The 25,605-nt window shown below is 49.0% G+C and carries 21 protein-coding genes; 5 read left to right on the top strand and 16 right to left on the bottom strand.

What is annotated here, in order from left to right; translation table 11 throughout:
* Positions 1-35: 35 nt before the first annotated feature.
* From tssM to WG89_RS18480, 5 genes are read right to left on the bottom strand one after another with little or no spacing between them, the layout of a single operon-like run.
* Positions 36-3,461, bottom strand: a complete 3,426-nt coding sequence (gene tssM, locus WG89_RS18460) for a type VI secretion system membrane subunit TssM (RefSeq protein WP_062268609.1) — start codon at positions 3,459-3,461, stop codon at positions 36-38.
* Entirely contained in the window at positions 3,458-4,276 is an 819-nt protein-coding gene (icmH, locus tag WG89_RS18465) for a type IVB secretion system protein IcmH/DotU (RefSeq protein ID WP_153301676.1), read from the bottom strand. Before icmH ends, tssM begins: the two co-directional genes overlap by 4 nt.
* 16 nt (positions 4,277-4,292) lie before the next feature.
* Positions 4,293-5,630 carry a type VI secretion system baseplate subunit TssK gene (gene tssK, locus WG89_RS18470; protein WP_062268611.1) on the bottom strand — a complete coding sequence of 446 codons (1,338 nt, stop codon included), beginning with the start codon at positions 5,628-5,630 and terminating at the stop codon, positions 4,293-4,295.
* The gene (gene tssJ / locus WG89_RS18475; RefSeq protein ID WP_062268612.1) at positions 5,614-6,237 is read right to left on the bottom strand and encodes a type VI secretion system lipoprotein TssJ; all 624 of its coding nucleotides are present in this window, start codon (positions 6,235-6,237) and stop codon (positions 5,614-5,616) included. The genes tssK and tssJ overlap by 17 nt, the downstream gene beginning before the upstream one ends.
* A gap of 1 nt (position 6,238) precedes the next feature.
* Positions 6,239-7,249, bottom strand: a complete 1,011-nt coding sequence (locus WG89_RS18480) for a hypothetical protein (RefSeq protein ID WP_062268613.1) — start codon at positions 7,247-7,249, stop codon at positions 6,239-6,241.
* Positions 7,250-7,513: 264 nt separating this feature from the next.
* On the opposite strand from WG89_RS18480, the gene ispB reads away from it, so the two are divergent.
* Entirely contained in the window at positions 7,514-8,491 is a 978-nt protein-coding gene (gene ispB, locus WG89_RS18485) for an octaprenyl diphosphate synthase (RefSeq protein ID WP_062268614.1), read from the top strand.
* Here the strand turns inward: ispB and WG89_RS18490 are convergent, their stop codons facing one another.
* The 5 genes from WG89_RS18490 to WG89_RS18510 all read right to left on the bottom strand — a co-directional run bounded on the left by WG89_RS18490 (position 8,492) and on the right by WG89_RS18510 (position 14,776).
* Positions 8,492-9,805: a hypothetical protein gene (locus WG89_RS18490; protein WP_062268615.1), complete on the bottom strand. Its 1,314-nt coding sequence runs from the start codon at positions 9,803-9,805 to the stop codon at positions 8,492-8,494. It lies immediately after the preceding gene.
* 47 nt (positions 9,806-9,852) lie between these two features.
* A complete protein-coding gene (locus WG89_RS18495; protein ID WP_153301677.1) occupies positions 9,853-12,408 on the bottom strand; it encodes an inositol phosphate phosphatase SopB in 2,556 nt (851 codons plus the stop codon).
* A 74-nt stretch (positions 12,409-12,482) separates the two neighbouring features.
* Positions 12,483-13,658: a lipase family protein gene (locus WG89_RS18500; protein ID WP_062268617.1), complete on the bottom strand. Its 1,176-nt coding sequence runs from the start codon at positions 13,656-13,658 to the stop codon at positions 12,483-12,485.
* 21 nt (positions 13,659-13,679) lie between these two features.
* Positions 13,680-14,267 (bottom strand): DUF6795 domain-containing protein, encoded by a 588-nt coding sequence (locus WG89_RS18505; RefSeq protein WP_153301678.1) that lies wholly within the window; start codon positions 14,265-14,267, stop codon positions 13,680-13,682.
* A 20-nt stretch (positions 14,268-14,287) separates the two neighbouring features.
* The gene (locus tag WG89_RS18510; protein WP_062268619.1) at positions 14,288-14,776 is read right to left on the bottom strand and encodes an Hcp family type VI secretion system effector; all 489 of its coding nucleotides are present in this window, start codon (positions 14,774-14,776) and stop codon (positions 14,288-14,290) included.
* A gap of 352 nt (positions 14,777-15,128) precedes the next feature.
* Here WG89_RS18510 and WG89_RS18515 point away from each other — a divergent pair, with 352 nt between their 5' ends.
* A complete protein-coding gene (locus tag WG89_RS18515; protein ID WP_062268620.1) occupies positions 15,129-16,715 on the top strand; it encodes a peptide chain release factor 3 in 1,587 nt (528 codons plus the stop codon).
* Positions 16,716-16,975: 260 nt separating this feature from the next.
* Entirely contained in the window at positions 16,976-18,163 is a 1,188-nt protein-coding gene (locus WG89_RS18520; protein ID WP_153301679.1) for a CD0519/CD1768 family membrane protein, read from the top strand.
* Between the two features lie 59 nt (positions 18,164-18,222).
* On the opposite strand, the gene WG89_RS18525 is transcribed toward WG89_RS18520, so the two are convergent.
* The gene (locus WG89_RS18525; protein WP_062268621.1) at positions 18,223-18,753 is read right to left on the bottom strand and encodes a copper chaperone PCu(A)C; all 531 of its coding nucleotides are present in this window, start codon (positions 18,751-18,753) and stop codon (positions 18,223-18,225) included.
* 3 nt (positions 18,754-18,756) lie between these two features.
* Positions 18,757-19,239, bottom strand: a complete 483-nt coding sequence (locus WG89_RS18530; RefSeq protein WP_062268622.1) for a hypothetical protein — start codon at positions 19,237-19,239, stop codon at positions 18,757-18,759.
* Positions 19,240-19,286: 47 nt separating this feature from the next.
* Here WG89_RS18530 and WG89_RS18535 point away from each other — a divergent pair, with 47 nt between their 5' ends.
* Entirely contained in the window at positions 19,287-20,078 is a 792-nt protein-coding gene (locus tag WG89_RS18535; protein ID WP_062268623.1) for a TatD family hydrolase, read from the top strand.
* Here the strand turns inward: WG89_RS18535 and WG89_RS18540 are convergent.
* Positions 20,041-21,792 carry a nucleoside/nucleotide kinase family protein gene (locus tag WG89_RS18540; RefSeq protein WP_153301680.1) on the bottom strand — a complete coding sequence of 584 codons (1,752 nt, stop codon included), beginning with the start codon at positions 21,790-21,792 and terminating at the stop codon, positions 20,041-20,043. The two genes, WG89_RS18535 and WG89_RS18540, sit on opposite strands and share 38 nt — an antisense overlap.
* Positions 21,793-21,940: 148 nt before the next feature.
* Between WG89_RS18540 and WG89_RS18545 the strand changes: the two genes are divergently transcribed.
* Positions 21,941-23,986: a S9 family peptidase gene (locus tag WG89_RS18545; RefSeq protein WP_062268625.1), complete on the top strand. Its 2,046-nt coding sequence runs from the start codon at positions 21,941-21,943 to the stop codon at positions 23,984-23,986.
* Between the two features lie 33 nt (positions 23,987-24,019).
* Here the strand turns inward: WG89_RS18545 and def are convergent, their stop codons facing one another.
* The 3 genes from def to WG89_RS18560 all read right to left on the bottom strand — a co-directional run.
* Positions 24,020-24,535, bottom strand: a complete 516-nt coding sequence (gene def, locus WG89_RS18550) for a peptide deformylase (protein WP_062268626.1) — start codon at positions 24,533-24,535, stop codon at positions 24,020-24,022.
* Positions 24,536-24,710: 175 nt separating this feature from the next.
* Positions 24,711-25,355, bottom strand: coding sequence for a CBS domain-containing protein (locus WG89_RS18555; protein ID WP_079253922.1), 645 nt, complete (start codon positions 25,353-25,355; stop codon positions 24,711-24,713).
* Between the two features lie 49 nt (positions 25,356-25,404).
* Positions 25,405-25,605, bottom strand: a 201-nt coding sequence (locus tag WG89_RS18560; protein ID WP_062260213.1) for a hypothetical protein, incomplete at its 5' end; no start/stop codon positions are given.

The raw sequence follows: 25,605 nt of genomic DNA on the forward strand, positions 1-25,605 counted from the left end.
GCAAAGAAGTAAATTTTCAGACAAGCCCTAACAGTCTAGCGAGTAATCTTTTGAGAAAAAGACACCTTGGTAAACAGCATTGGATTGAAGGGGTTTGTGCTTTGCATAGGGTCAATTTCAAGAACCGCTTTAAACCCTTTCAAGGCATATTGAAGCTCAACATTTCGATCACTGCGCCATTGCTGACAGGCAAAGACAAAATGGAACCACGCCCAGGCTCCTGAAAACTGGGTCTGTCCGAGAACAACGCTGTCGCGACTGAAAGTCACCAGCATATTCTCTGTCATACTCCCCGGCCACTTTCGCTCCTGCCATAGTTGAGGCCCATGACTGTAGGTAAAGCGCCCTCCAGCATCCCTGATAACGATATCTGTCGTCTGGTCAGAGAGATCGGTACAACGCATTCTGTAGTTAATCTGGAGCCTGCCGTCTGCAGTGAAGAAAGCCCGGGTCAACACTTCAGCATTACTCAGTTGACGTAAAAAATTATCATCAAGGGGCAATCGCTGACCTCTGACACTTTTTACCTCCCAGCCCATGCGACCCGATTCAAGAAAAGGGGCTGCAATACCGGCAACAAAACGACGAAGAACACCTTCTGGCTTGAAAAACTCGATGAAGTCCGACAGGTTGGCATCCATTGATACACTGGGCTGAAACGGAAAATAATTACTGAGATATTTTTGCCAGAAAGGGAATACCGTTTCCGACCAGTTGAACTGGATATAACTGGCAGCCCCCGCAACATAGCTGACCAGAACCTGCTGAACCAGCTGCTCCAGCCAGTCATGAACCTGAGTACTATCGGCCGCAGCAATCTGCTCAATCTTATCCAGACTGTTGCTTTCCCCTTTCATGATTTTCAGCGTTTGCTCATAAAAGCCCAGGCCATTGTTATCTTCGGCCTGTATTTTATTCAGATCCACCAGTAAGGCTGCCAATGCCTGGGTAATTTTCCCTACCTTCTCGCCGGTATAACCCGCGTACCCCTTAAAGGCCTGATTGACAACACCGGGATCACTGGGTGCAGTTTTTTTTGTCTGCTGACCGGATGGTTTGGATTTAGCCCCACTCTCCTGCTGACTGTCTTCACCGGACTTCCCTGAATCAGCAGTGGTTTCAGACTTCTCTGTGTCAGGTGGTGGAGTATGTGCCAGCTGAGTCTGCCAGCTAATGGTATGGATTAACTCAAACAGAACAGCCTTCTCCCCCTGAAAGAGCTGCGTGACCTGCTGTGTCGTCTGCGAGAGTCCTGCTTTATTCCTTAGCCTTAAGGAGCCCAGAAGACTCTGCCAATGACGAATGTAGTCCTGAAAGTACAGCTCCCTGACCTGGGCACTGATTCTCTTCATTTCATCGGAGCTGACTTTGGCAGTGCCAGACTTGATCAGATTCAGGATAGAGACAGCCTGGCGGATCAACCCGGAGTTTTCCGTAAGATCCAGCCGATCGTAGACAGCCCGGGTATAAAAGGATGGAAAGCCTGTGTGACGCCCATCAGCCGCCTCAAAGACGTCCATGACATCCTGCCCCAGCAATACTTCAAGACTGACCTGCCCATAATGACCGTGTGTCTGGATATAGTCGTATACCATCTCCTCATCACTGTGACCGGCCAGCTGGTTCCGGACCTTATCAATTAACTTCTGGTCCGGTTGGATACCCTTCAAGGGGCGCGATAACAGATCTCTCAGAAGCTGATTCAGTTCATTCTGTTCTGACAGGGTTAAATCCTGCTTTTCACGCACCTTTTCCATGACATGTTCAGTCAGTACCTCCTGATCCATCAGCTTGGGATAGAAGAGCATCAGGTAGAACATCATAATGTCCACCAGCTTTTCCTGATGGTGACCCAAGGCATCTTCCAGTCGGCTGTGAAGATGGTCAGCCAGTGGTTGGGACAGCCACTTGTTCAACTGAATCAGGTAAGTCTGATGAACCTTCTCAGCCAGATCGGTATCCATCATTCCAAGATGCCAGAAAAAACGCTCTGATTGCTGAAACTGACTGTCCAGCCTCTGTAAAGAAGTCAGGGGTTGAATCACCTGGGGAAAAGTTGGCTTAGCGCCCAGCTTTGCAGTGGCATCCGAGTATTCGCGACTGACTGTTTTCATTGAATCAACCAACAGGCTGTTCAGATAGACCTGATAGAGACAGAAAGAAACACCTCCTATAAGAACCACTCCCAGAAGGGTATAACCCAGATACCTTCGCCTTAACCAGTTACTGCCACGGGCTGACTCACCTACGTTGTTCAGATCCTGCATGACCACAGAGGAGAGAAAGCTCCGGGTAAAATAACTGTGCCGTTCAGTGGTCTGATGCTGCTCTGATTTCACCGAGAAACCATGCTTCATTCCCACATCAGTGGCCAGCAGATTAAGTGCACTTCCATGCTGGTCACAGGAACTTAACCAGACACCTTTCAACTCAGGAAATCCTTGCTGCGTCCCCATCTTGAACGTTTCATCGCAGAAGAAACTCAACCGTTCTCCAAGCAGGGTAAACTGAAGAAAAAAGCGTACCTGTGACTTTCGCGCTTCTGTATCTTTTTCCTGATAGGCCGTGCTCTGCAGAGCCGAATAAAGAGAATGGTGCAGCTTTGAAAAAGCATCCACACACTGCTTGTGGTCATAACCATCCTTCAAGGCAAAACCAAACGGCGATGACTGATCAAAATCACTTTGTCGGCGAAAGTAGTCAGCAAAACCGCTGAGCCGGTCAAACTGTGTTAATAGCAGCCACATGGGCAACCTGACAGGGCACTGCCGATACAGTTCCTGCAGGCAACGCCTGACCTGCCTGGCCAGCTCCAGCAAACTGTTGGGATGACGACTCAAGAGCTGATCAATAGAGAGAGTCATGAAAAGACCGGTCAGAGGCTGCCTTGGTCTTTTTCGGGAAATAAGCCGAGTCAGGGTTTGCCAGAGTTTGAGATCTTCTTCACTGTCTTCAATAGAGTGTTCATCACCATTCCATTCGATGATTACAGCCTGTTCGCTGACCCAGAATACAATACCCAGTGCCTTGTCATGACTTCGGGAGACCTTTTCAAAGCCGATATCCACCAGCCAGGAAGATTTCCCCGAACCTTCAGAGCCCATGATCAGTAACCACGGCAGGGAATAAGGGTTTTCAGCCTTATCCAGCTCTTTCAGTTTGGCCCAGAGTGCACACCAGTCTTCCTCCAGATCTCTGATTCTTTCTTTCAGGCATTTTTCCCGCTGCTGATCTTCTGATGTTTCATTACCACTCTGTCCTTGTCCCTTTTTCTTGAAGAGCTGCATGGCTGGACGGATAAAAAACATCAACAGGCCAGCCACTATAACGATCGAAAACCACTTTCTTTGCGCGGACCCCAGCCAGTAATACATCTTGGGAAAAAATTCAGGAGCCAGCCAAATAACCAGCAATAAAACCACTGCGGCCAGTGGCACCAGGATCAAAGCTATTTTTTTCATGGTGATCCGTGCCCGCCTGACTGAAGTTTTCCGGACACGACAGGGGATTTATTATCGGATTGGACACTCCATTTTTCATTGAGCAGGGGAACCAGATTGTCATCGGACAACTGATTAATATGTCGAATCCAGAGATGGCTGCCAATGCCTGTCAATAACAGAATAATGAATGCAGAAATCAGAATGAATCGAACCGGCTTTTGCTGAATGGGTAACCATGCTGCATGTCGATCAGAAGGAAAATCGATTCTAGGGTCAATTCTGTGAACCTGAATTTCCCGAAACAGGATGTCTGTCAGATCCACCAGCTCTCGATTGTCACTGTTCAGATAGCGGCCATGAAAACCCAGCCTCATTAGAAGATACGCTACTTCTAAAAAGTCACGCATCTTGTCAGGCTCCTGCAGCGCCTGATTGACCAGAATAAAAAAAACTTCGCCGGCATTGCGCTGCTGGAACATCCCAGCCACCAGACTGTGATTCTCCCAACAAAGATTTTGTCCCCACCAGGTTTTCATCACCTCTTCATCCAGAGCAGCACAAAGCAGGTAACAGAGCTTCTCCATGGTTCGGGGTGAATATTCGGACTGCAGCCCCCGGCTATGAACTTCGGACACAGACCTTTTCAGGTAGTTATAGAGTTCATTGATATTGGGTGTTGATTTGGCCATTGAAAGTGTCGTCAGGATGGCCAGCAATTCTGCAGAAAGATTGACCAGCCTGTTGTCTGATCCGGAAAAGCTCTGCAACTGAGCCATGACATCCCGACAGCTGGCCAGAGATTCAGGGGGGGCTTCAACTTCTGAAAGCGCCATGTTCACCACCTAAATATCAACGAATCACATAACAGTCGACCTGAGTGTCATCCGGCATCTGCTCATCAACATGCAACGCCAGTATGTCCTGCTTTTTCACCATATCCAGCCAGAGTGAATCGTTGGTATCTATTTCAAAATAGGCACACTGGGATTTCGAGCGAATTTCTATAGGTGCTGACGGCAAGTGCTCCATACTGACTCCGGAAAGAGCATTTCTGACTTTCTCAGCAATTTGCGTCTGTCCACAAAGCTTGGCAGAAATCGGAAAGACTTCCATGCTCTGGGCCCGACCCAGACTGGACGACACAGCTAAAATAAAGCGGGAATCGCTGAAAAGGCTTCTGTCTTCCACCCGTGTTCTTAACAGACGACGACTGCTAAACAAACGTCGATCCCATTCAAGATGGACCACTTTATCCTGACTGACATGCTGAAGGCTCTGAAGCAGGCTTGAGAGTACCGGAGCATATGACGCATATGTCGCAAATTCGTCAAAGGCATCAAACTCTGGCGCCAGAGTCTGGGTGAAAGTACTGATTTCTGATGCCATCACAACCAGCCGGGAATAGAGCTGGTAGGCGCTGGTTCCCTGCTGTTCATTAATGAGCTTAAGCTCGGCGCTGTAACGATTCAGAGATCGCAGCCACATGTAGGAAATCTGCAGGGTCTGATAGCTTTTCTGGTCACTTTGAACGCCTACCTGTGCAGCCAGAACGGCAGCCCTTTGCCTCATCAGGGCATAGAGACTCTGAACCTGCTCTTCCAGATAAGCCGATACCTTGTAATTCAAACACCTTGGGATAAAAGTGTTATCCAGTAGTAGTTCACCATCGGACTGAACATCATGAATTCTGGCCACCGCCAGAAAGGTGTAATTGTCCAGCGACACGCCTGTGCAGAGCAAACTGAGATTCAGGGAAGAGAGTTGTAAATCCACGGGTTCACTGGACTCATCATTACTGTCCAGAACCGAACAGGGATAGCTGGCATGACGGGCTGACTTATCCACATTTTCTTCCAGAGCAGTATCCACATACCCGCCTTTAACCAGAGGCAGAGCCAGATAAACCGTAGATCCCTTATCAGCATGGGTGACCGTAATGCTCAAATCTCTTTTTAAAATAAACGGACTGCCATCCGGGAAGACACCCACGGCCTTCCTCAGATAAACCTTACCGGCTTTCAGTTGCAATGGATCAAGCTTGAGTTCAATAAAACCGGCCCTGCCTGGCTCAAAAATCTCAAGCATCTTGCGGATATAATGCTCAAGATATCGCTCCTGCTGTTGAAAGTGCTGAGGGCTGAGAAACATGCCCTCCAACCAGACGACACGATCATAATGACTGTCCACGACCCACCTCTGTTCTATGACTCATCGCCTTCTCTGTATCAGGGGTTTTCGTTTGTTGCAGTGCAGTAGACTCGACCTGAGTAGAAAAACTCAGCCTATTGCCTTCTATATGCAGGACAAGATGATTGCTCTTGCCCTTAGTCACCGGATGCAAAAGTTTAGTCACCGCGGACAGGTAATCACTGAACTCCCCCAGGATAGCTACAAAAGCCGTCTCACTGTCCAGCTGGAAGGAAAGGGTGGTATTCATACCCGGCCAGACAGTGGGCAGATGATGTTTCCTGACCAGGCTGCCCTGCAACGTGGCGGAGTCGTTTCCATAAAGATCCAGAAAGTCAGCATGAATAAAAATGTCCTTGCTTTTTAATTCATAAAGTCGAATCTGCAGCGGTGCTGCCTTCTCATCTTTATTGGCATTGATCACCGGGCCGGCCTTGATATCTAGCGTCAATAATGTAGGTGGAACCTTGTCAGGCTTTGAGCTGCAGCCCATCAAAAACCAACAGGTCAGAGCCAACCCACAGACTTGTAGAGCGCCCGAAAGGTTTCTAAGGCATAAGGTGTTGATGAATCCAAAACGACCCAGATAACAGCGGGTCTTCAGCATATTAACGCTCCACTTTTTCACCGGCTTCTGTCTTTTTAAAGGCATTGTTTCTCAACGCTTGATGAACCCGCTGGATAAACAAATACTGGTTCTCTTCACTGAACGCCCTACTCCTGTATAACGATACAAAATCCTTCCAGAAGGCTGAGCCTGGCCCAAGCCCTGACCACCAGCTACCAGTGACCTTCATAGATTTCATTAATCGCTCAGGCTCCAATTCCTTCAGGGTTTCTTCCAGTGCCATCAGGATAGCTTTGTTCATGGGCTCATTAAGAGAAGTTACCGGCAAAGGCTCCTGAGCTGGCTGAGCCGGCAAACGATCAGATTCTGCAGGAAAGTGCGCCATCATCCTGTTGGTCTGTTTCAGCTGCAATTCGGCCGACCAGAGCGTCTCTGACTGTTCAAAGGGTTCATTCTGAAACCCTTCGTCTGCCAGCACATCAATCAGTCCCGGCGTGATGCCTTGCACCAGTCCTGGAGCCGACTTTTGAATCGCTTCGTCCGGAAGCTGGAGGTGAACTTCAGAAGACACCCGAGGCTGAGGGGTAGCTTTGGGTTCACCCACCAGAAAAGGGTCATCCAGAAAGCCTGGATCTTGAGAGCCAACCCCGGATTCAGCAGCCAGTGTTTCCAACGATTCAATCACCTCTGTGGATTCCTGCTCAGAGGTGGGTGGCTGGTCAGGCTTCCAGGGTGAAAAATTGCTGAACATCAGCTGATAACCTCGGCAACTGATGAGATCACCGTCATTCAGATCCTTTGTTTCTCCCCTGGGCAAGGCGTCCTGAGAATGATTGAGGATAAACAGTTCCGGCGCATAACTTTCCAGCGACCACTGCCCACCCTCTTCAACGATGCGGCCATACTGCTCTTTTTCCTGGCTGGCAGCACAGGGCAGTGCAATTTTGCTGGCAGTGGTATTGCCTATAGTCGCCACTTCACCTTCCGGAACAGAGAAAGAAAGGCAAGTCAGCATTTCACCCGGAGGGGTAGCAATAATCTGGATTTGCATGGGAAGCCATTCAGGTTATTAACCCATCAGAAACTCATTAAGGCATCGACTGGTTACTGGCGAATACAGTTTAGACTTATTTTTACGGACTATTCCCATTTAATCCGGCTACTGAATCAGTACGAATTAGCCATCAACATGTGTGGATGTCTGTCAATTGATCGACTTTTACATCCATCAATTTAATACAGAAGCCATGCAGCTATTGACAGTCAGGCAGCCACTACCTACGATGCTCGATTTCCCAATCTCTGCAGCAGCCTTATGCCTGAACGCAACAAGCACTCCTTCCAAACCGTTGTCAGCGAAGATTTTGCCCTGGTTAACCAGTGCATCGCCGAACAGCTGCACTCGGATGTTGTCATGGTCAGCAAGATTGGCCAGTACATAATCCAGTCGGGAGGCAAACGGCTTCGTCCTCTCCTGGTTCTGCTGACCGCCAGGGCCACTGGATTCCAGGGGCTTGGCCACATTCCCATGGCTGCTGTCATTGAATTCCTCCACACTGCTACCCTGCTCCACGATGATGTGGTTGATCAGTCTGACCTGCGCAGAGGCCGCGATACCGCCAATGCCCTTTGGGGCAACGCGCCAAGTGTACTGGTGGGTGACTTTCTGTACTCCAGAGCTTTTCAGATGATGGTCGGCCTGGACAACATGAAGCTGCTCAAGATTCTCTCTGACGCCACCAATGTCATTGCTGAAGGTGAAGTCATGCAGTTGATGAACATCAACGACGCCAGCGTGACAGAAGAACAGTACATGGAAGTGATTCGGTGCAAGACTGCCATGCTGTTCGAAGCTTCAACCCATACCGCTGCTGTAATGTCCAATGTGGACAGAAAGGTTGAACAGTCATTGAGAGATTACGGAAACCACCTGGGAATGGCTTTCCAGCTGGTGGATGACCTGCTCGATTATGAAGGTGACAGTGAAGCCATGGGCAAAAACCTGGGTGACGACCTGGCTGAAGGCAAGCCCACCCTGCCTCTGATTTTTACTTTGGCGGAAGGTAACCCTGAGCAGAAAGCCCTGGTGAAAGAAGCCATTGAACAGGGTGGTCTGGACAAGATTGACCAGATCGTTGAAGCGGTTCGAGCCTGTGGTGCATTGAATTACACCTCACAGAAAGCCAGAGAGCAGTCCGAGAAAGCTATCGCCTGTCTGCAGGCTCTGCCAGACAGCAAGTACCGTGACGCGATGGAAGATCTGGCTCGCTTTGCCGTGGCCAGAACGTTCTGATTAGAACTGAAAAACCACGCCAGGCAGCTCCTCTCCCTCCAGGTGGATAATATCCACCTGGGCATCACCATCGCCCAGGTTCTTCAAGTCCTGTTGATTGTAGATTCTCTCCAGCAGATAGCGCCCTGGACTGATGACTTCCTGCTCGCCTTTTTCATAAGCCACGCTCTCAAGCTTATGCCACTGCCCTTTGGCATCCCTGCGGAAGCAGACATAATGAGAGTTAATGCCTGAGACCAGCATCACACGATCATGCTTCAGATTATCCAAAGCCTTTGCCAGATCCTCACTCATTAAAAACTGTCCACCTCTGATCAACATGGGTTGGCCAAAAATGTCCTGATCATTCAGACGGCGTATAATATCCTTCATTTCAGGCAGAATTTCATCCATGGGTTTTGGATCTCTGGATACTGGCAGCAAAACCAGGGGGCCACCAAAAAAAGCATTGGCGGCGTGCTGACTGCAGGACTGAGCCTGCTGGGGTTCCATATAAAAAGGCCCGGAATCCGGAGTTTTATAGGTTCTCAAATTCAGGAACGGGAATCCGGGTGCAGGCATTGCAGCAGGACCTGAAATAGACCGGGTAATAGACAGGTGCCCTGCCTGGCTTTCTGTTTGCAGGCAATAACTTTCCATCAAGTCAATGAATAGCTGCATACGCTGATAGAGAGCATCCATCAATTGCTGCCTGACCTGGCCACTGACAGGTAACGTCTCCAGATATCCCTGAACACTGACTACAGAAAGGTCCAGGAATTCGTGAAACTTCTTATTCAAGGCCTCCAGGTCCCCATCATACAAGGACACCAAACGACGATAGCCGTCAAAAAACTCCTGTTCAATGGCTTCATATTGTCTATTGGTATTCTTCCAGTCAGCTTCGGGCCTATCGCCACAGGCCCTCAACCGACCTAACAATCGCTCTGATAGGCGCAGGTACTGGGAAGATTTTTGATTGAGCAGCCCATCAAGATGCTTTGAAAGGGCTTCAGGGTTGGGATCATAACTGTTTGATACTTTGAACTGATCAACAGACACTGGCATCTGTAACTTCTGTTCCCATTCAGCCGCCGCTACCGTCATCTGGTTTATAGCCTTTGATACTTCCGCCATAGGTGCAGCCAGAGAAAGCTGCGTTGCCAGATAGCTGCTTACTGACACTTCTCGAGCTTTCAACCTACCCGTCTGTTTGTCGGGCTCAAGGCTTGCAGCCCTGTCACCTGCCCGACTTAAAGCCAGGGCATCCTGATAATAGTCAGAGATTTTCTGATAATGTCCCTGCCTGACTGTTGCTGGCTCTGCATCAAGCATTTGCTATTCCTTTAGAAGGCGATGAACGTTTAGAAGGCGATGAACGCTTATTTCACTTTAAACCGGGCTTTATGAGAGCGCTGGTAGGCAAACTCACCCAATCGTTTCTTGTTTAACTGGGTCTTGAAACCAGGTCGGTTAATATTCATTTGTTGCCACTCAATATTGCCTGAGCCGAACTGGAAAGCCTGACTCAGGTTACGGTCTTCCCGGCTGATGGGTTTTCGTGGATCAGGCACATAGCCCCTGGCTTCCACTTCGGCAGCAAAACGTTTAATAGAAGCGTCTGCCTCTCCGGTTCTATCCTTGCCGCTCTTACAATTGATATGACCTACAGCACCTATCTTGAAAGCCAACAATTGCAGACGCTCGATCATTTTGTAAGCGTCTTCGCCTTCGCTACGATAGTCTCCGGAAGCATGCAGATCCCTGACCTGTTCAACCAGCATACGGACAATATTCTTGGACTCTTCTGAAGCACTCCCGGCCAGATAGTCTCCGACCCATCCTCCTATGGGATCAAACTGATCAACAGATCCTATGAACTCAACCAGCCCTTCCTTATTGACACCTTTGGCCTCACCCCAAGGCCGAACAATTGATTTCAAACCACCCAGTGAAAGCGAATTAACACCATAATTGGTGTTGGCCAGCTTCATATCGACCATCAATTTGTGCTCTGTGCCATTGGCATCAAAAAATACCAGCGGTTTACCGCCATTAAGCTCTTTCTGTATTTTCTTAAGCGCTGCAACCTGCACTCTCTGCATTGTGAGCTCATCATCATGGATATGCAGGTAATGCCTTAGCTTGTCTGCACTGAGCAGAGAGGTCGAAAGCAATTTCAAAGGAATAGGTTTGCTCGATGTTAAATAGCCGGGGTTATCTTCCAGAAATTGTTTAACGCCTGCTGTTACCAGTTCTCTGGCCCGATTGCGGGCTGCAGCTTGTCTGGGCTTTTTGTCCTTTATGCCATACGCACTCAGGGTGCCTGAACGCAGTCCCTTGAACAGGACTCTCTTCTTCCCTTTTACTGTTGTCGATAACTCAGACTGCCCCATATTCATGGCATGAAAGAGCTCTTTTGTCTCTGTCGAGGGTCTGCCCGTACCATGATAGGAATGTTCAAAGACATCCCTATCACCCTCTCCCCATTTCATCTGGGAAGCCGGAGTCAACTGATTTTCATAATGTCGAACCTGCCCTTCAATCCTGACATCAAGATGGGTGGTCACGGTTTCCCATTTAACCGTGGAAAGCACCAGACTGCGGGCGTGTTTCAATTTTTTCTCAGCCTTGCCCAGTCCAACCTCATCGAGCTGCTTCAAAATACTCGCTGTGTAAGCTTTTGCATCATTCAGTGGCTGGACATCACTGCGGGAAACCCTGCCTGTTGAGTGACTTCTGGCGGGAGGAAAATCATTGTCGTTTCCTTGCTGAATGCTAGTGAGGTGAGCACTCCACTCCTGATGCAGAGCTTCCAGGACCGCCAGCTTTTGAGTTTTTTTCCTGCTGAGTGACCCTTCGTCGCCTGAGCTTTTGATTTGCACTATTTCGCGCTCAAGCACTTTGATGGAAGACAGCACTTCCAGATATTTGAACTTTTCCCACTGCTGAGGCCCCAGTGGATCCTCCTGATCACTGACCTCCAGATGATCAATAAAATCCAGCAATCCATCCAGCTGACCAATCAAGTCCTGTTTTAACGCCTCCGTTAATTCGCTCGGAATGTTCTCCCCATGACGCTCCAGAGCATCCAGGGTTTTAATCAATTTTTTCGCAACATCTCTGGCTTCCTCAGCCTGCTGTTCATAACTGAAATGCTCCAGTCGCTCCAAGGGTGAACCGGACAGAAGACCAGCAACACGGTTGGTGTAATATTCTGCATTGCCAATCAGCTTCATTTCATACTCACTGATGTAGAGATCTTCACCTCCTTCCTCTATCACCGTTCCAGGAGTCTGATCCTTGTCGTAATGTTGTTGTGCCCAGAGCCTGAGCTGGCCAGGAAAAAGAGACTGGCCTCCCTGAGATTCTTCATTGAGAAACCGAGCCGCCCCGGGTGCATAGGCCGCAAAAACAGACTCATGCTGGCTCACCGCTTTTACAGCCAGATCCAGCGCCTTTGAATAACTCAGATAATCCGTGTGAAGCGAGAGTTGAAATTGCAGGACTTCCTCAAGATGTTCCTGCTCATGAGGAGGGAGGGATCGCCACTTGAAAGGTGTCGCACTCTCAAACGCTTTTTCTACTAAACCTGAATCCAGCCAATATTCGATACTGCTGCGATTCAGTTTTCTGACATCTCTCAGCAGGCTTGAGGCTTCGGTTTCCAGCTTTTTCAGGGTTCGCTGATTAAGGGGTTTGCTTTTGAGATCATAGTGGAGCTGCTTTTCCACATAACTGCCGTACTTGGTAGCAAAGGCTACAGCCCCTTCTCTGGCGCTGAGTTCATCGCCTTCATCCAGTTTTCTGGCAGGAAGTGGCAATAATTCTGCTTCACGCCCCCGCCATTTAGCTCTGACAGGACTGACCGGAGCTTCTTCCCGATCCCTGTTCAGCAAAGGTTGAAGACATTGCAATGTCTGCTGCGTTGGATTCAATTCGCCAGTTCCTTATCTCGAATCTCCCGCAGACTGTTATCGGCCGGTTTAACCGGAAGCTCTATAGACTTAAATCAAATAGCCCGACCATCAGCCAGAGTCTGGCTCAGTACCTGTTTAGCCATTTGGTTCACTTTATCTGACAGGCGCTCCAGCAGATAACGAATCAGTTGTTTTTCAGGATTTTCCGTTTTTACATGCCTGTGCATACCGAGGAATTCGGCAATCTTGCGCATAAGGTGAACAACCCAGCCAGAGAGTTTTTCTGTCATGTCAACGCCCCGGCTGAGAATCCAGGCAAGGGTGTCCATAAGGGTTGAGGTGGTTAACTTCAGCATCTGGTATCCACTACCTATTGCCGACAGGCACTTGCCAACCACATAGGCCAGGGCATGCTGCAGCCACTTTATGGCTGGCAGTGTGTTGGTGACTATCGTTTTATCTGCCAGCCATCGTCTGATATCTGAGTCGGCAGGTTGGGGCTCTCTAAGGGCATAGATCACCTTCCAGGACTTTTTTCCCACCGAACGAATGTAAAGATCCATAGAATGCCACTCCGCTCCGGGAAAAAATCCGGGGGAAGGCAGGAAATAATCCTTGCCAGCATGGGGTGTATGTTCAAAAGGCCATATAGGGATACAGGGAACAATATCGGTCTTGTGCCAGGCACGAAAAACATTCTCACTGCCCAGTCGTTTGGTCGTACCACTGGCAAAATCCTCCAGCCCCACTCTCGGGCTGCCAAAGGTATACAGCTTGGGTCGAATACCTTTTTCAACAGACAACCACTCGGCCGCAATGGTAGCCAAAGCACCACCCAGACTGTGGCCAATGCAATGAACCTGTGAGCCGTTAGACAGTTGCCCGGTAAACTCCCGAAGCTGGGGCAGCATGGACTGGAAGGCTTTCATAAAGCCCTGGTGAACCGACCGGCCGGTGTTGGAAAGCCCCACCGTAACATTGGCGTTACTGAGCCAATCAGCCAGGTATTTGGTGCCACGGAACACGACAAAGGTGTGGCCTTCCAGCTGTTTCTTCCCTTCAAGGACAAAACCGAAGGCGGTTCTTACCTTGATAAAGCCGGGGCCGCCGGTTTTCCCTTTGAGGAGGTTGGATTTGTGAAAAGTTAAGCTGCCATTAAAAAGAACATTCATATCGGTGATAGCATCTTCAATGGTAGGCTTTTCAGCTAATGCATATACTGCGTTTGCAATTCTGGCTGCAAGCCTTGGTTCTATAGATTGTGACATTAATTTATCCTTCCCTGCTGATTACTCATCACTAAAAAGCTTCCAGTCATCAAAATCATCCTCATCTGGCTCAACATTCCAATCACACTTCGTGATAGTAACGACCTGATTCACTACAAATGGTTTTTCTTCATTTTGAAGATCGCATCTGACTTCAATAGGTCTTCCTCTTGACTCAGAATTCTCTTCAACACTTCTCTTGACACTTCGCCAGATACTATGAGTCTCACCGTCAAACTCAACGGTGAGAGTTTGTCCTGCTACAAACTCCATAGGCAGGAATTTGGCAATGGAGCGCTCAAACTTTGCTGGCATCTCAAAATAACCATTTTCATCCGTAGTGGTCTGGTCTGTGACCTTCTTCTGAGAACCCGATTCTCTCAACACTGTGGCACCTGCTAGTGGCTTGCCGTTTTTAAGGATGACTCCCGAAACTTTCGAGAAAGTACACATTTTTCCAACATCAAGAATCGACATGGCAGACCCCTTTATGGCGAGAAGAGAGAGGAAGATCCCCAGAAATACTGAACGTAACCGATACATAGCGCTATCATTCTGGCAGGTTGTATGGGCAAAGAAGGAACGCAGAGAGTGTCTCCCTGCGTTCATGGAGAGCCTGAATGAACCGGTTATAAAGGTTCAGCGGTAGTCAGGTCGTAGCCGACCTTGAGGTTTTTCTTGTTCTTGTGGTTCTTGTCGGCATGGCTCAGGTCAGCAACGATCTTGGCATAACTCAGGGAAATGCTTTCAGTCGGTGCACCACCTGCACTGGCACCTATTTTATAGTCAGAGATCATACACTCTTCTAATACATAGCTGGCGTATTTAGTCACTGCGTTGGCACCGGTCTGGACAATATCAATCTGAACGGTCACGCCTTCCGAGCCCGTGACTGACTCTTTGAACAAGCCACCGGAAGCGGCATCCAGTTTTTTAACCAGGTTCACTTCATTGAGTGTGGGGCGGCTGGCTTCCCGGTTGGACATAGCTCCCGCTTCCATGGTGATGCTGCGGGCAGCACCAAAGTTAAACGAGTCCAGTTCAATCCAGTCTTCATAACCTTTTGCAGTGACATTGCCAGCCGGTTGCTTGCTGTTGAAATTCATGTAAATTGCCATGAATGAAATCCTCTTTCCCTATGGACATGGGTCTTGTTATTCCTGAATGCATTGCCTGCATTCATGACAAACTTCGAACTCGGAGGAGAGTTGCCCTACTGATTTCGTCGTATGCTGACAGGATTAAATCAAAAAAAGATTGAGCAGAGAAGATCAGCCCAGGCTTTTTAATTCCACTCCGGTACGAATTTTCAGGAATCATGGCAGTCATCTATCATCTATGATTTACTTTCTTCAGCATTCCCAACCGGTTGCTGTTGATTCACCGGTTCATTAAGATAGCCCCCATTTTCCACAAAGCAGGCTCAATCTCTGTTAGAGACCGGTCTGTGAATGAATTAAGAATTCCAGCATGTCGAACCCTGAATTAGCGCCAGAAGTCAGCAAAAGACGTACTTTTGCGATCATCAGTCACCCCGATGCCGGTAAAACCACCATCACGGAAAAGCTCCTGCTGCTGGGTGGTGCTATCCAGATGGCAGGTACCGTCAAAGGCCGTAAAACCGGTCGTATGGCAACTTCTGACTGGATGAAAATGGAGCAGGAGCGTGGTATCTCGATCACCACCTCGGTCATGCAGTTCCCTTATAAAGGTTGCACAGTCAACCTGCTGGATACCCCCGGACACGAAGATTTCTCGGAAGACACCTACCGTACGCTTACCGCTGTCGACAGCTGCCTGATGGTGATTGACGGCGCCAAGGGTGTCGAGGACCGTACCATCAAGCTGATGGAAGTCTGCCGCCTGAGGGACACCCCTATTTTCACCTTCGTCAACAAAATGGACCGTGAAGTGCGGGACCAGATTGAAGTTCTGGACGAAGTGGAAAGCATCCTGAAGATTCAGTGTGCCCCTATCACCTGGCCCATCAGCATGGGCAAGAATTTCAAAGGGGTTTATAACCTCTACACAGACACCATCCATGTGTTCACCCCGGGTCAGGGCCACATAGTGCCTGATGATATCCGTATCCAGGGTCTTGAGTCTGACGAAGCCAAAGAACTGCTGGGTGACATCCATGAAGACTTCGTCGATGAAGTAGAACTGGTTCGTGGTGGCAGCCATGAGTTTGATCTGGAAGCCTACCGTGCCGGCAAGATGACTCCGGTTTTCTTCGGAACAGCCCTGGCTAACTTTGGTGTCCGTGAAATGCTGGACGACTTTGCTGAGTGGGCTCCCTCACCTCTGGCGCGTGAAACAGACCAGAGAACAGTTGAGCCAGATGAAGCCAAATTCTCCGGCTTTGTGTTCAAAATCCAGGCTAATATGGATCCCAAACACCGTGACCGTATTGCCTTCCTGCGTATCTGTTCCGGCAAGTACACCCGCAACATGAAAATGAAGCACGTACGTACTGGCAAAGATGTCAAAATTGCCGATGCCGTGACTTTCCTGGCTGGCGATCGCTCCCATGTTGAAGAAGCCATGTCTGGCGATATCATTGGTCTGCACAACCACGGCACCATCCAGATTGGCGATACATTCAGCCAGGGTGAAGAGATCCGTTTCACCGGTATTCCACACTTTGCTCCTGAACTCTTCAAGCGCGTACGCCTCAGAGATCCTCTGAAGCTCAAGCAGCTCCAGAAAGGCCTCCAGCAACTGTCTGAGGAAGGCGCTACCCAGCTGTTCATGCCACTGAACAACAATGACCTGATCCTTGGGGCGGTAGGTGTGCTCCAGTTTGACGTGGTTATGCGTCGTCTTAAAGATGAGTACAAGGTGGAAGCCATGTACGAGCCGGTAAACGTCAATACAGCCCGCTGGGTGGACTGTGAAGACGAGCGTAAGCTGGAAGACTTCAGACGTAAGTGCGCAGACAACCTGGCCATTGATGGTGGTGGTTACCTGACTTATCTGGCACCAACTCGCGTCAACCTCTCACTGTCTGAGGAACGCTACCCAGAAGTCACCTTCCGTACTACCCGCGAACACTGATCCTGCTCTCTGCTCTGACTGCTCTGACTCAAATCAGAGTGGTCAGATCGACCTTCACTCAGGCAATAATGGGCATATTGGCCTACTATTCTACTTTCTTCTGCCCAATAAATAGCCTGAGCCACAATAACCGGCTCACCGCAATACTGATACCAGGTATGGATTAGACCACTTCACTTTCCACGTCGGGATGAAATACTTCTCTCTGGAAACAGCAAGGGACGCACTCGCTCTGTATTGCCATTAAATCCGGAGCCTTCATGACTGAGATTGCCCCTGTCACTGTCAAACCCCCAAGTCAACGAGCCTGCAAATATCGACAGACCATTGAGCCCCTGCTGCTACTGGCTTTCCTGGGCATTACCTTCGGTTATACCGCAGGTGAGATGGGTGTGACCAACATGTTCAACACCCTGTTCAATACAGCTCATCAACTGTTGCTGAACACGGTTCTGCTGCTAATGGGAATCACCGTTTTAGCTGGTGCCTTGAGCAAGCTTCTAACCGAGTTTCATGTCATCGCCTTGATTGAACGACTTCTGATGCCCTTGATGCGCCCGGTATTCAACCTCCCTGGCAGAGCCGCCATGGCAGCCATGATGACCTTCTTCTCAGACAACCCTGCCATTGTCAGCCTGGCCAGGGACCGACGTTTCAGCGCGAACTTCAAACCCCATGAATTACTCTCTCTGACCAATTTTGGAACAGCCTTTGGCATGGGTCTTATTGTCATTACATTTATGGCCACTCTGGAAAGTGGCACCGATCAGAACTTTTTCCGGGCCGCCCTCATAGGACTGGCGGGTGCGCTGGTAGGCGCTGTTATTTCTACCCGCCTTATGCAAAAGTTCACCCGTAATCAAATTGATCATCATCCTGTTGATTATCTGGCGGTCAGTGCCACTGAACACCCTGCAGATCATGAACACAAAGGAGCCTGGCTGAGAACCCTGAATGCCTTGCTGGATGGTGGCAAGAATGGTGTGGAAATGGGTATGGCCATCATTCCAGGTGTTCTGATCATCAGTACTCTGGTCATGATTCTGACCTTTGGCGCTCCGGAATCCGGCTATTCGGGCGGTGCTTTTGAAGGTGTGGCACTGCTTCCCCATCTGGCCAGCTATCTGGAATGGCCTTTCAGGGTTTTATTTGGCTTTGAGCATCCCGAACTGATTGCTTTCCCCATTACTTCACTGGGTGCAGTAGGGGCAGCTATGTCACTGGTTCCTAACTTTATTTCCCAGGGGCTGGTTTCAGAAAGTGATATTGCCGTATTCACCGCTATGGGAATGTGCTGGAGTGGCTTTCTCAGCACCCATACCGCCATGCTGGATACTTTGGGATACCGGAAGCTGACTTCCAAAGCCATTCTCGCCCACTCTATCGGAGGAATATGTGCTGGCATAGCGGCTCGGTACTTATATCTTTTTGCAGTCTACTTCTTTTAGCAGCTGGATTTAGTAGCAGGAGTGAGACAGACGAACAGCTCATCTGCCTCCTGACAAGATTAATGCCCCATCTTGCTGTGATCCATTGAGCTATGGTCCATCTTACTGTGGTCCATTTTGCCATCATTCATTGAGCCGTGGGCGGTGTCTTTGGTTTGATCACTGAGGTCCTTCACAGGTACGTTCACATCCACTGCATCACCATCAGAAAAATGCAGGGTAATATCAATCTTGTCGCCCGCCTTCATGGGCTTTTTCAACCCCATCAGCATGATGTGATTACCACCGCTTTTCAGTGCTTCCGTCTTGCCAGCTGGAAGATTAATGTCCTCCAGCTTGAACATTCTCATCATGTTCCCTTCATGTTTGTGGCCATGTATCTCAACCCGATCGGCAATATCACTGTCGGCGGACACCAGTTTGACGTCTTCCTTACCCTTATTGCTGATGGTCAAAAACGCCGCAGAGTTTGTGGAAACAGCGGGGACTGCTCTTGCATACTGATCCTTGATCTCAACATCCGCAGCCTGCAGGGTCATGGATGTCAGACCCGCGATAATACCCAGCGCACTAATTGCCAGAGGCTTCATGCTTCAACTCTCCAGTTCAAATACGACCGTTGTCACAACGGAATCTGATTCAATCACCAGTCTGGCCATCCAGGTCATGTTTTTATCGACAGTGCAAAAAGTCAGATTGCCTACACCACTGTATACCGAAGGCCCAAGAAAAGAGGACTGCTTGTAAAGTGGAAAGGGAGCCAAACCCATTGGCATATCGCGACCCAGAAACTCCATGGTGACCTTGTCAGCCGACATTCCCTCCAGACGGACTTCTATATCCAGAGGCTCCAGCTTCGGTAAGCTGGCGGGCTTGATATTCAGGTCAATCTGGCCACTGTCAGTCATCAATCGACAACCTTCAGCTACCTGACATATTTCCTGATAACTCTGTCGTGCCAACCCTGCTTCAGATTCCGATTTGGATTTCAATTTAGAAAAGTAGCCGGGTAAAAAAACCAGTGCCCCAATCAACACCAGTGAAACACCCAACCCTGTATACTGCTTTATTTTCATCGGGGTAACATAGCAGACTGAAGCCCTATCACCAAACGTATGAATTTATGCAGCCAAAGCCAGAATTGTTTGACAGTCACTGCCACCTGGACTTCCCCGAGTTCGACCCGGATCGTGATGAAACCCTCGAACAGTGCTGGGTTAAAGGTGTCAGATCCATCTGCATACCGGCCACTGAAGCTCGATTCTGGCCAAGGGTTCTCAAGTTGGTCAACCAGACCCCTGATAATGTGCGACGATATGTCGCACTGGGGTTACACCCCTATTTTCTGGAAAGTCACCAGAAATCGCACATTGATGGATTGGAACAGCAACTGAAGCAGAATCTGAAGACGATCTGTGCCGTTGGAGAAATCGGTCTGGATTATGCACTGAAGGATTCTGACCTGGACCTTCAACATTGGTACTTGATCAAACAGCTTGAACTCGCAGATCAGTTTAACCTGCCTGTGATCCTTCACTGCCGGAAGGCTCACGATGTCATTCTCAAACAACTAAGGCGCGTGAAGCTGAATAGAGGTGGCATCGTCCATGCATTTTCCGGCAGCGAGCAGCAGGCCCGACAGTACATTGATTTAGGCTTCAAGCTGGGATTTGGTGGAACAATCACCTATGAAAGAGCCCGTAAAACCCGTCAATTAGCGACCACACTGCCCCTCGAAAGCATCGTTCTGGAAACCGATGCACCGGATATGCCCATGGCTGGCTATCAGGGTCAGAGAAATACTCCGACCCGACTGCCTCTTATCCTTCAACAACTCGCTGAGCTACGTTCCTGCTCTGTTGAAGAGATCGCCCTGACTACCACTGAGAATGCCTCATCAATTCTGGCAAAATAGAGCGATAAGACCGTGTGTTAGAAACAGGCTGAGAGGCATTAACTCTGCCAGCCCCATTATCAGGGGGTATAGGATGACCCAGCGAGTTCAAGGGTGACTGCAGGGAAGAGGATGAACTGGACGTTGAAAAAACGCCTGAATCATCATCATGCTCCCATCCATCACTGGAGAGTATCATAGGGACTACACCAGCCATATCCTCCATAAAGCTCTGTCCGGGCGTTGCAAACATCCAGCGATTAACACCATCGTAGATCAGAACCGGTTCGCCTTCGGGAAGAGTATCTAATTCACTGATGGTACCATCCAGATTGAGACTCCATATCTGGATAACTGAACCTAACCGAATCAGAAGATACAGAGACTTGTCAGGTGGATGATTGGACCCCATAAGTGCAGCCCACGTCATCAGAATGGTAGGCAGACCTCCCAGATTACCTTCCGACAAAAAGTCCGCTTCAGCATGAATATCTCCGGCAATCCAGCTTAACAGCCTTCTCTGGGCATCATTCAACCGGTTCTGTTTCCAGGCATTCACCAATTGCCTTAGTAGAGCAATCACAACCCCCCGATTTAGATAATACTGTCGCAGGATTGAGTCCAGTGAAACAAACAAACACTCATTGCCATGATGAACCTCATGAAGCACAAGCCCAAGTGGATCCAGCATGAGCCTCACCGTTGAAAGAAACCTGCTATGCTCCATCGCCACCAGCCTTCTGTTGGGCATCAGCGGTTGAAAGTGATGGCGCATAGAGCCACTTAATACTTCGGAATTCAATCGGTTCTGTTGAAAGAGACGAGTCAGAGCAAAACCCGAATTAAAATGACGCAGTTGAAGCTGCCGAATAATATCAGGCAGTTCTGAATTAATATTTTCTGCTGTCAGTTCAGGAACTGCATTCATCGCACGCCAGTTAAAATGAATATCTGACAGGTCTGCGTTTCTTTCCCGCCAGGATTGAAAGTGTTCAAACAGGACACCTAAAATAGCAAACAACTCTCTTTCGGTTCGACTGCCCTGCTGATAATTCCTTCTCCACATATTCCATCGAATTAAAATGTCATCACTGTTTAAAAACAGAGCATGATCAATGGAGGCACGAGCTCCCGGATCATTCACATGAGTGCCTTCAATAATCAGGAGATCGCAGGTGATATGCCGGGTTTCTTCCGGACCCAGCCGACCTTCAAGATGGCGACAATAAGGTGTGTACCGAAAAGAATCCCCACAGGCTATTGCTGCCAGACAGCTGTCTCTCAGTTCCGTCCGATATTCTTCGCCACGGTTGTAACCGGATGCGCCGTCACCCAGAGTTCTGAACATTTCCCTCCGGTCTGCACGAGAGTGGAGAAAAGTATCAATCCCCAGTGTTTCCAGGCTGCAGACTCTCTCTGATAATACTGGCTGAGATTGATGGTAGCGTGCAGATGAAATTCGAAGCTGTGTTGTAAATTCATCAAGGAAAGTAGATTTACCGGCTCCAGAAGGTCCATCCAGACCAATGGTAAAGGGTCTTCCGGAAGCACTTTCTCCTTGCAAATGGCCTTGTTGCAGGTTGTACAGATAATCAAGAAAGGCATTAACAGCCAGTGCCTGAATGACCAGGCTGTTTGATCCTTCAGCAGCAGTCCATGGAATAGAAATAAATATGATTATAAATAATGAACGACGTCCCGATCGTAGAAATTCTTTTATTTTTTTATTGAGCAAAACAACACCCCCAATCAAAAAAACACACCACAACCCAAAATAGCCCACATTCATTCATCACGCCGTTAATCGAAATAGCCATACTGCTTGCGTAAATGAACAGCATTAACTTTCCTTAAGGAAACAATCCTGGTGGAGCACCTTTTTTATGCAATCCCTTGAGGAGTACCTTGGTTTTACCTTCTCCCAGAATATGGTCAGTGCGCGACAAAAGGATCGCCTGGCCTGGGTTAGAACCACAAAAGGTATTCGCAACCTGTTTATAGCCTCAGCCCCAGGCTATGACCCTGTTCAGGTAACGGCCTGGCGTGAAGACGATGGACAAATGATTTCAGGCTTGCAGATTTCGGATAATGGCCGCTATCTGTTGTTCATCCGCGGAGAAGGCAAGAATGAGCTGGATGAATACCCAAACCCCTTGTCACTGAACCAGCCTCCGAAGCAGATGTTATGGTTTATTGATCTTGAAAACAGAGGCTCACAACCTGTTGAGTTGGCGGAAACTTCCCTTGCCTGCTTCAGACCGGATTTCACTGAAATCTATTTCAGTCGAAAAGGCCAACTCTTCAGGGTTGATACTGCTGATAGTACTCTTGAGCCTGAAGAAGTCCTTTCGACCCGAGGCAAGATCACTGAACTGAGCTGGTCAGATCAAGGTGACAGGCTCGCCATGACCGTCACCCGATACCGCCATAGCTTTATTGGTATCCACAGTCCTGGTCAGGATCGCATTCAATGGCTTAACCCCAGTTTTGACCGGGACATTCAGCCCACCTGGTCAGCAGACGGCCAACATATTGCCTACCTGAAATGTCATGGTGTAAAGCCCGATATCACTGATTTCTGGTTCAACAGCTTTTCAGACCGCTTTGAACTTTGGGTGATCAATACCAACTCCATGAAAGCCAGACGTTACTGGCAATGCCCTGAAGAACACGGCCTCAGTCTGCAGGAAGGAGACAGGCCCATTACCTGGGTAAATGAATCGCAACTCTTGTTCAGTCACGAAGCCAGTGGCTGGGATCACGTCTACCGACTGGATATTGATCGCCGACAGGTAGAAGCGCTGACCGAAGGCGAATACCTTCTGCACAGCTATGCTGTCGATCGCCATGGAGGCTGGCTCTATTTCACTCATAACGAAGGTAAACACCACGGCTACCACCTGTCTCGGCTAAATCTTAATAATGGCTCTGAGGAAGACCTTCAAAGCTTGCTGCCAGAAGGCAGTATTGCCTTTCAACCGGTCACTGTAGCCTCAGGCAACGCGGTTGGTTTGATTATGGGTGGAGACCAGCAACCCCTGATCCCGGTACTGATCAAACCTGATGAGCAGCAGGTGCTCTGCTTTGGGCAACCCGCCTACGAAACAGGCTGCCGGGGATTCCATAAAGTGGAAGGTATCAGCTTCCAGTCAAAGGATGGCCTGGAAGTACACGGGCAACTGATGAAGCCAGAGGGCAAAGGTCCCTTCCCCGCACTGTTGACCCTTCACGGAGGCCCCTGGTGCCAGACGGTTGCCGGTTTCAGTAACTGGCACGGGCTCTCCTATGTTTATGCTTTCTGTCAGTATCTGGTTTCGCAGGGCTTTCTGGTTCTGTCTTTGAATTACCGTGGCAGCTCCGGTTATGGCAAGGCATTCCGGCAGCCAGATCCCTATTGCTGGAATGGTGCCACGGAATATCAGGATGTACAGGCAGCCGGAGAATGGCTGGCCAACCGATTGGATGTCGATGCCCAGAGAATAGGCATCTGGGGTAAATCCTATGGGGGTTATCTGACCGCTATGGCTCTGGCCCGTAACAGTGACATGTTCAAAGCCGGTGTGGATATTGAAGGCTGTCATCACTTCCCGAGAGAGTTTCGACAGGGACACTGGAATTCAGAGAAGTTTTTCTGCATTGCCGCAGAAGAGATTGATGAGGCCAGGGAACGAGCCCAGAAAGCTCTGGAGAGCTCACCCTGGCATTATCTGGACACCTGGCAGTCTCCGGTATTGTTGATTCACCCGGATGATGACCGAAACGTCCATTTCGAAGAATCCCAGAGACTTTACGATGAGTTGAGAAAACGAAATGTCACAGTTGAAGGGATGGCCATTCCCGATGAAGTCCATTCATTCCTGCGACACTCACCCTGGGTAGAGGGCTATAGAAGGGCTGAGCAGTTCCTGAAGAAATATCTGAAGAAGTAACCTCTGAACAAAAGTAAGGCACCTTATGGCGCCTTACTTTTGTCTTCTCTCATGTTTTTTCATCACTTTACGTGCGCGCTGACGGACCATTTTCTGCTTCAGCGCCGAGAGCTTGTCGATGAAGAGAACACCGTCCAGATGATCAATCTCATGCTGAAAAGCTTCTGACAGCACACCTTCACCTTCTATCTCGAAAAACTCACCATGACGATCCTGTGCCCGGACCTTTACCCAACCGGCACGTTTAACAGAAGCCCAGCACCCCGGCAGAGACAGACACCCCATGTCCATCTTTTGCTCACCGGACTTTTCAATAATCTCGGGATTAACGATAACCAGTGGCTGACTCTGATCTGATGTCACATCAATGACCGCCACCCTGATACCAAGACCTACCTGAGTTGCGGCCAGACCGGCGCCATTAACGGCATACATGGTTTCAAACAGGTCATCCACGATTTTCTGAAAATCCGGACCAAAATCGGTAACAGGAGTGGTGGGTGCTCTAAGGACAGGATTGGATTCCGGAACCAGTTCTAAAATCGCCATGGAGTTTCTTCTGTGTGTATTTTGTTAGTCGTTACCAAACAAATATAGACAGAAACAGCCATGAGCCGGAAATGCTGCTCAAATGCTCCCCTAAATAACCAGAGAGCAAAATGAAGCAGCATTCACATCACCAGGAGTCTTTAACGAGACATCAGGAAGAAGTCAGCTCCATTGATTATTGTGGAGTCTTCAACCTTTCAGCCCATTTTTGTCTGGCTACCTGTTGCATATCAACGGCCTTGTCACTTTCATCCACAATTTCCTGACCCAGCAGGGTTTCGATCATATCTTCCAGAGTGACAACACCCCGGATATCTCCATATTCTGTCACGACCATGGCGATATGGCAGCGTTTTTCCAGAAACTTGCTCATCAGATTCGGCAGGGATTCATTTTCCAGCACCGCCATAAGCGGACGCTTGAGATCAGACAGCCTGACCTGATGCCCCTGATTCTGGGCTACCAGAATATCCATACGCCTGACAAAACCATTGATCTCATCTGGGTCTTCACCATAGACCGGCACTCTGGAAAAAGCATTATCCGGATACTTTTCCAGATACTCTTCCGTAGTGGTGGCTTCAGGGAGGGAAAACAGAACCGAACGTGGCGTCATGATCTCGATGATTTTAAGATCCCTGAAACGCAACATGTTCTTCATCAGATCCGACTCGGCGCCCATCAGAGCCCCCTCTTCCTCACCAATGTCGGCCATGGCACGGATCTCGTCACGAAGGTAAGGATTTTTCTTATCCTTAGGCGACAACTTCTTGGTAATAAGCTCAGTCATCCAGATTAAAGGTAGCAAAGCCTTAACCATGACAAGTATTTTCCAATCCTGAAATGAGCCTGAAGGCAGGTACTACTACCTAACCCTCGGCTTGTCGCTCATGAACTAATTGAAACAGGATTTCTCTGGCTTGTTGCAGCTTTCTGGCCGCTTCATTATCGGTCATGGCTTCCGCTTTGTCCTTTAGTTGGTCCAGTGTAATCCCTTCTTTCAGGTACTGTTCTGGTTCCTTCAGTGACAGGAACTTTTCGTAAGGGGTCATCATGTTTTCATAGCGGTA

The organism is Endozoicomonas arenosclerae (assembly GCF_001562015.1).
Classification (GTDB): Bacteria; Pseudomonadota; Gammaproteobacteria; order Pseudomonadales; family Endozoicomonadaceae; genus Endozoicomonas_A; species Endozoicomonas_A arenosclerae.

What these genes read in the sequence shown, in the direction of transcription:
- tssM (WP_062268609.1), bottom strand. Translation starts at nt 3,461, where the DNA reads ATGAAAAAAATAGCTTTGATCCTGGTGCCACTGGCCGCAGTGGTTTTA.
- icmH (WP_153301676.1), bottom strand. Translation starts at nt 4,276, where the DNA reads ATGGCGCTTTCAGAAGTTGAAGCCCCCCCTGAATCTCTGGCCAGCTGT.
- tssJ (WP_062268612.1), bottom strand. Translation starts at nt 6,237, where the DNA reads ATGCTGAAGACCCGCTGTTATCTGGGTCGTTTTGGATTCATCAACACC.
- WG89_RS18480 (WP_062268613.1), bottom strand. Translation starts at nt 7,249, where the DNA reads ATGCAAATCCAGATTATTGCTACCCCTCCGGGTGAAATGCTGACTTGC.
- ispB (WP_062268614.1), top strand. Translation starts at nt 7,514, where the DNA reads ATGCCTGAACGCAACAAGCACTCCTTCCAAACCGTTGTCAGCGAAGAT.
- WG89_RS18490 (WP_062268615.1), bottom strand. Translation starts at nt 9,805, where the DNA reads ATGCTTGATGCAGAGCCAGCAACAGTCAGGCAGGGACATTATCAGAAA.
- WG89_RS18500 (WP_062268617.1), bottom strand. Translation starts at nt 13,658, where the DNA reads ATGTCACAATCTATAGAACCAAGGCTTGCAGCCAGAATTGCAAACGCA.
- WG89_RS18505 (WP_153301678.1), bottom strand. Translation starts at nt 14,267, where the DNA reads ATGAACGCAGGGAGACACTCTCTGCGTTCCTTCTTTGCCCATACAACC.
- WG89_RS18510 (WP_062268619.1), bottom strand. Translation starts at nt 14,776, where the DNA reads ATGGCAATTTACATGAATTTCAACAGCAAGCAACCGGCTGGCAATGTC.
- WG89_RS18515 (WP_062268620.1), top strand. Translation starts at nt 15,129, where the DNA reads ATGTCGAACCCTGAATTAGCGCCAGAAGTCAGCAAAAGACGTACTTTT.
- WG89_RS18520 (WP_153301679.1), top strand. Translation starts at nt 16,976, where the DNA reads ATGACTGAGATTGCCCCTGTCACTGTCAAACCCCCAAGTCAACGAGCC.
- WG89_RS18525 (WP_062268621.1), bottom strand. Translation starts at nt 18,753, where the DNA reads ATGAAGCCTCTGGCAATTAGTGCGCTGGGTATTATCGCGGGTCTGACA.
- WG89_RS18530 (WP_062268622.1), bottom strand. Translation starts at nt 19,239, where the DNA reads ATGAAAATAAAGCAGTATACAGGGTTGGGTGTTTCACTGGTGTTGATT.
- WG89_RS18535 (WP_062268623.1), top strand. Translation starts at nt 19,287, where the DNA reads ATGCAGCCAAAGCCAGAATTGTTTGACAGTCACTGCCACCTGGACTTC.
- WG89_RS18545 (WP_062268625.1), top strand. Translation starts at nt 21,941, where the DNA reads ATGCAATCCCTTGAGGAGTACCTTGGTTTTACCTTCTCCCAGAATATG.
- def (WP_062268626.1), bottom strand. Translation starts at nt 24,535, where the DNA reads ATGGCGATTTTAGAACTGGTTCCGGAATCCAATCCTGTCCTTAGAGCA.
- WG89_RS18555 (WP_079253922.1), bottom strand. Translation starts at nt 25,355, where the DNA reads ATGGTTAAGGCTTTGCTACCTTTAATCTGGATGACTGAGCTTATTACC.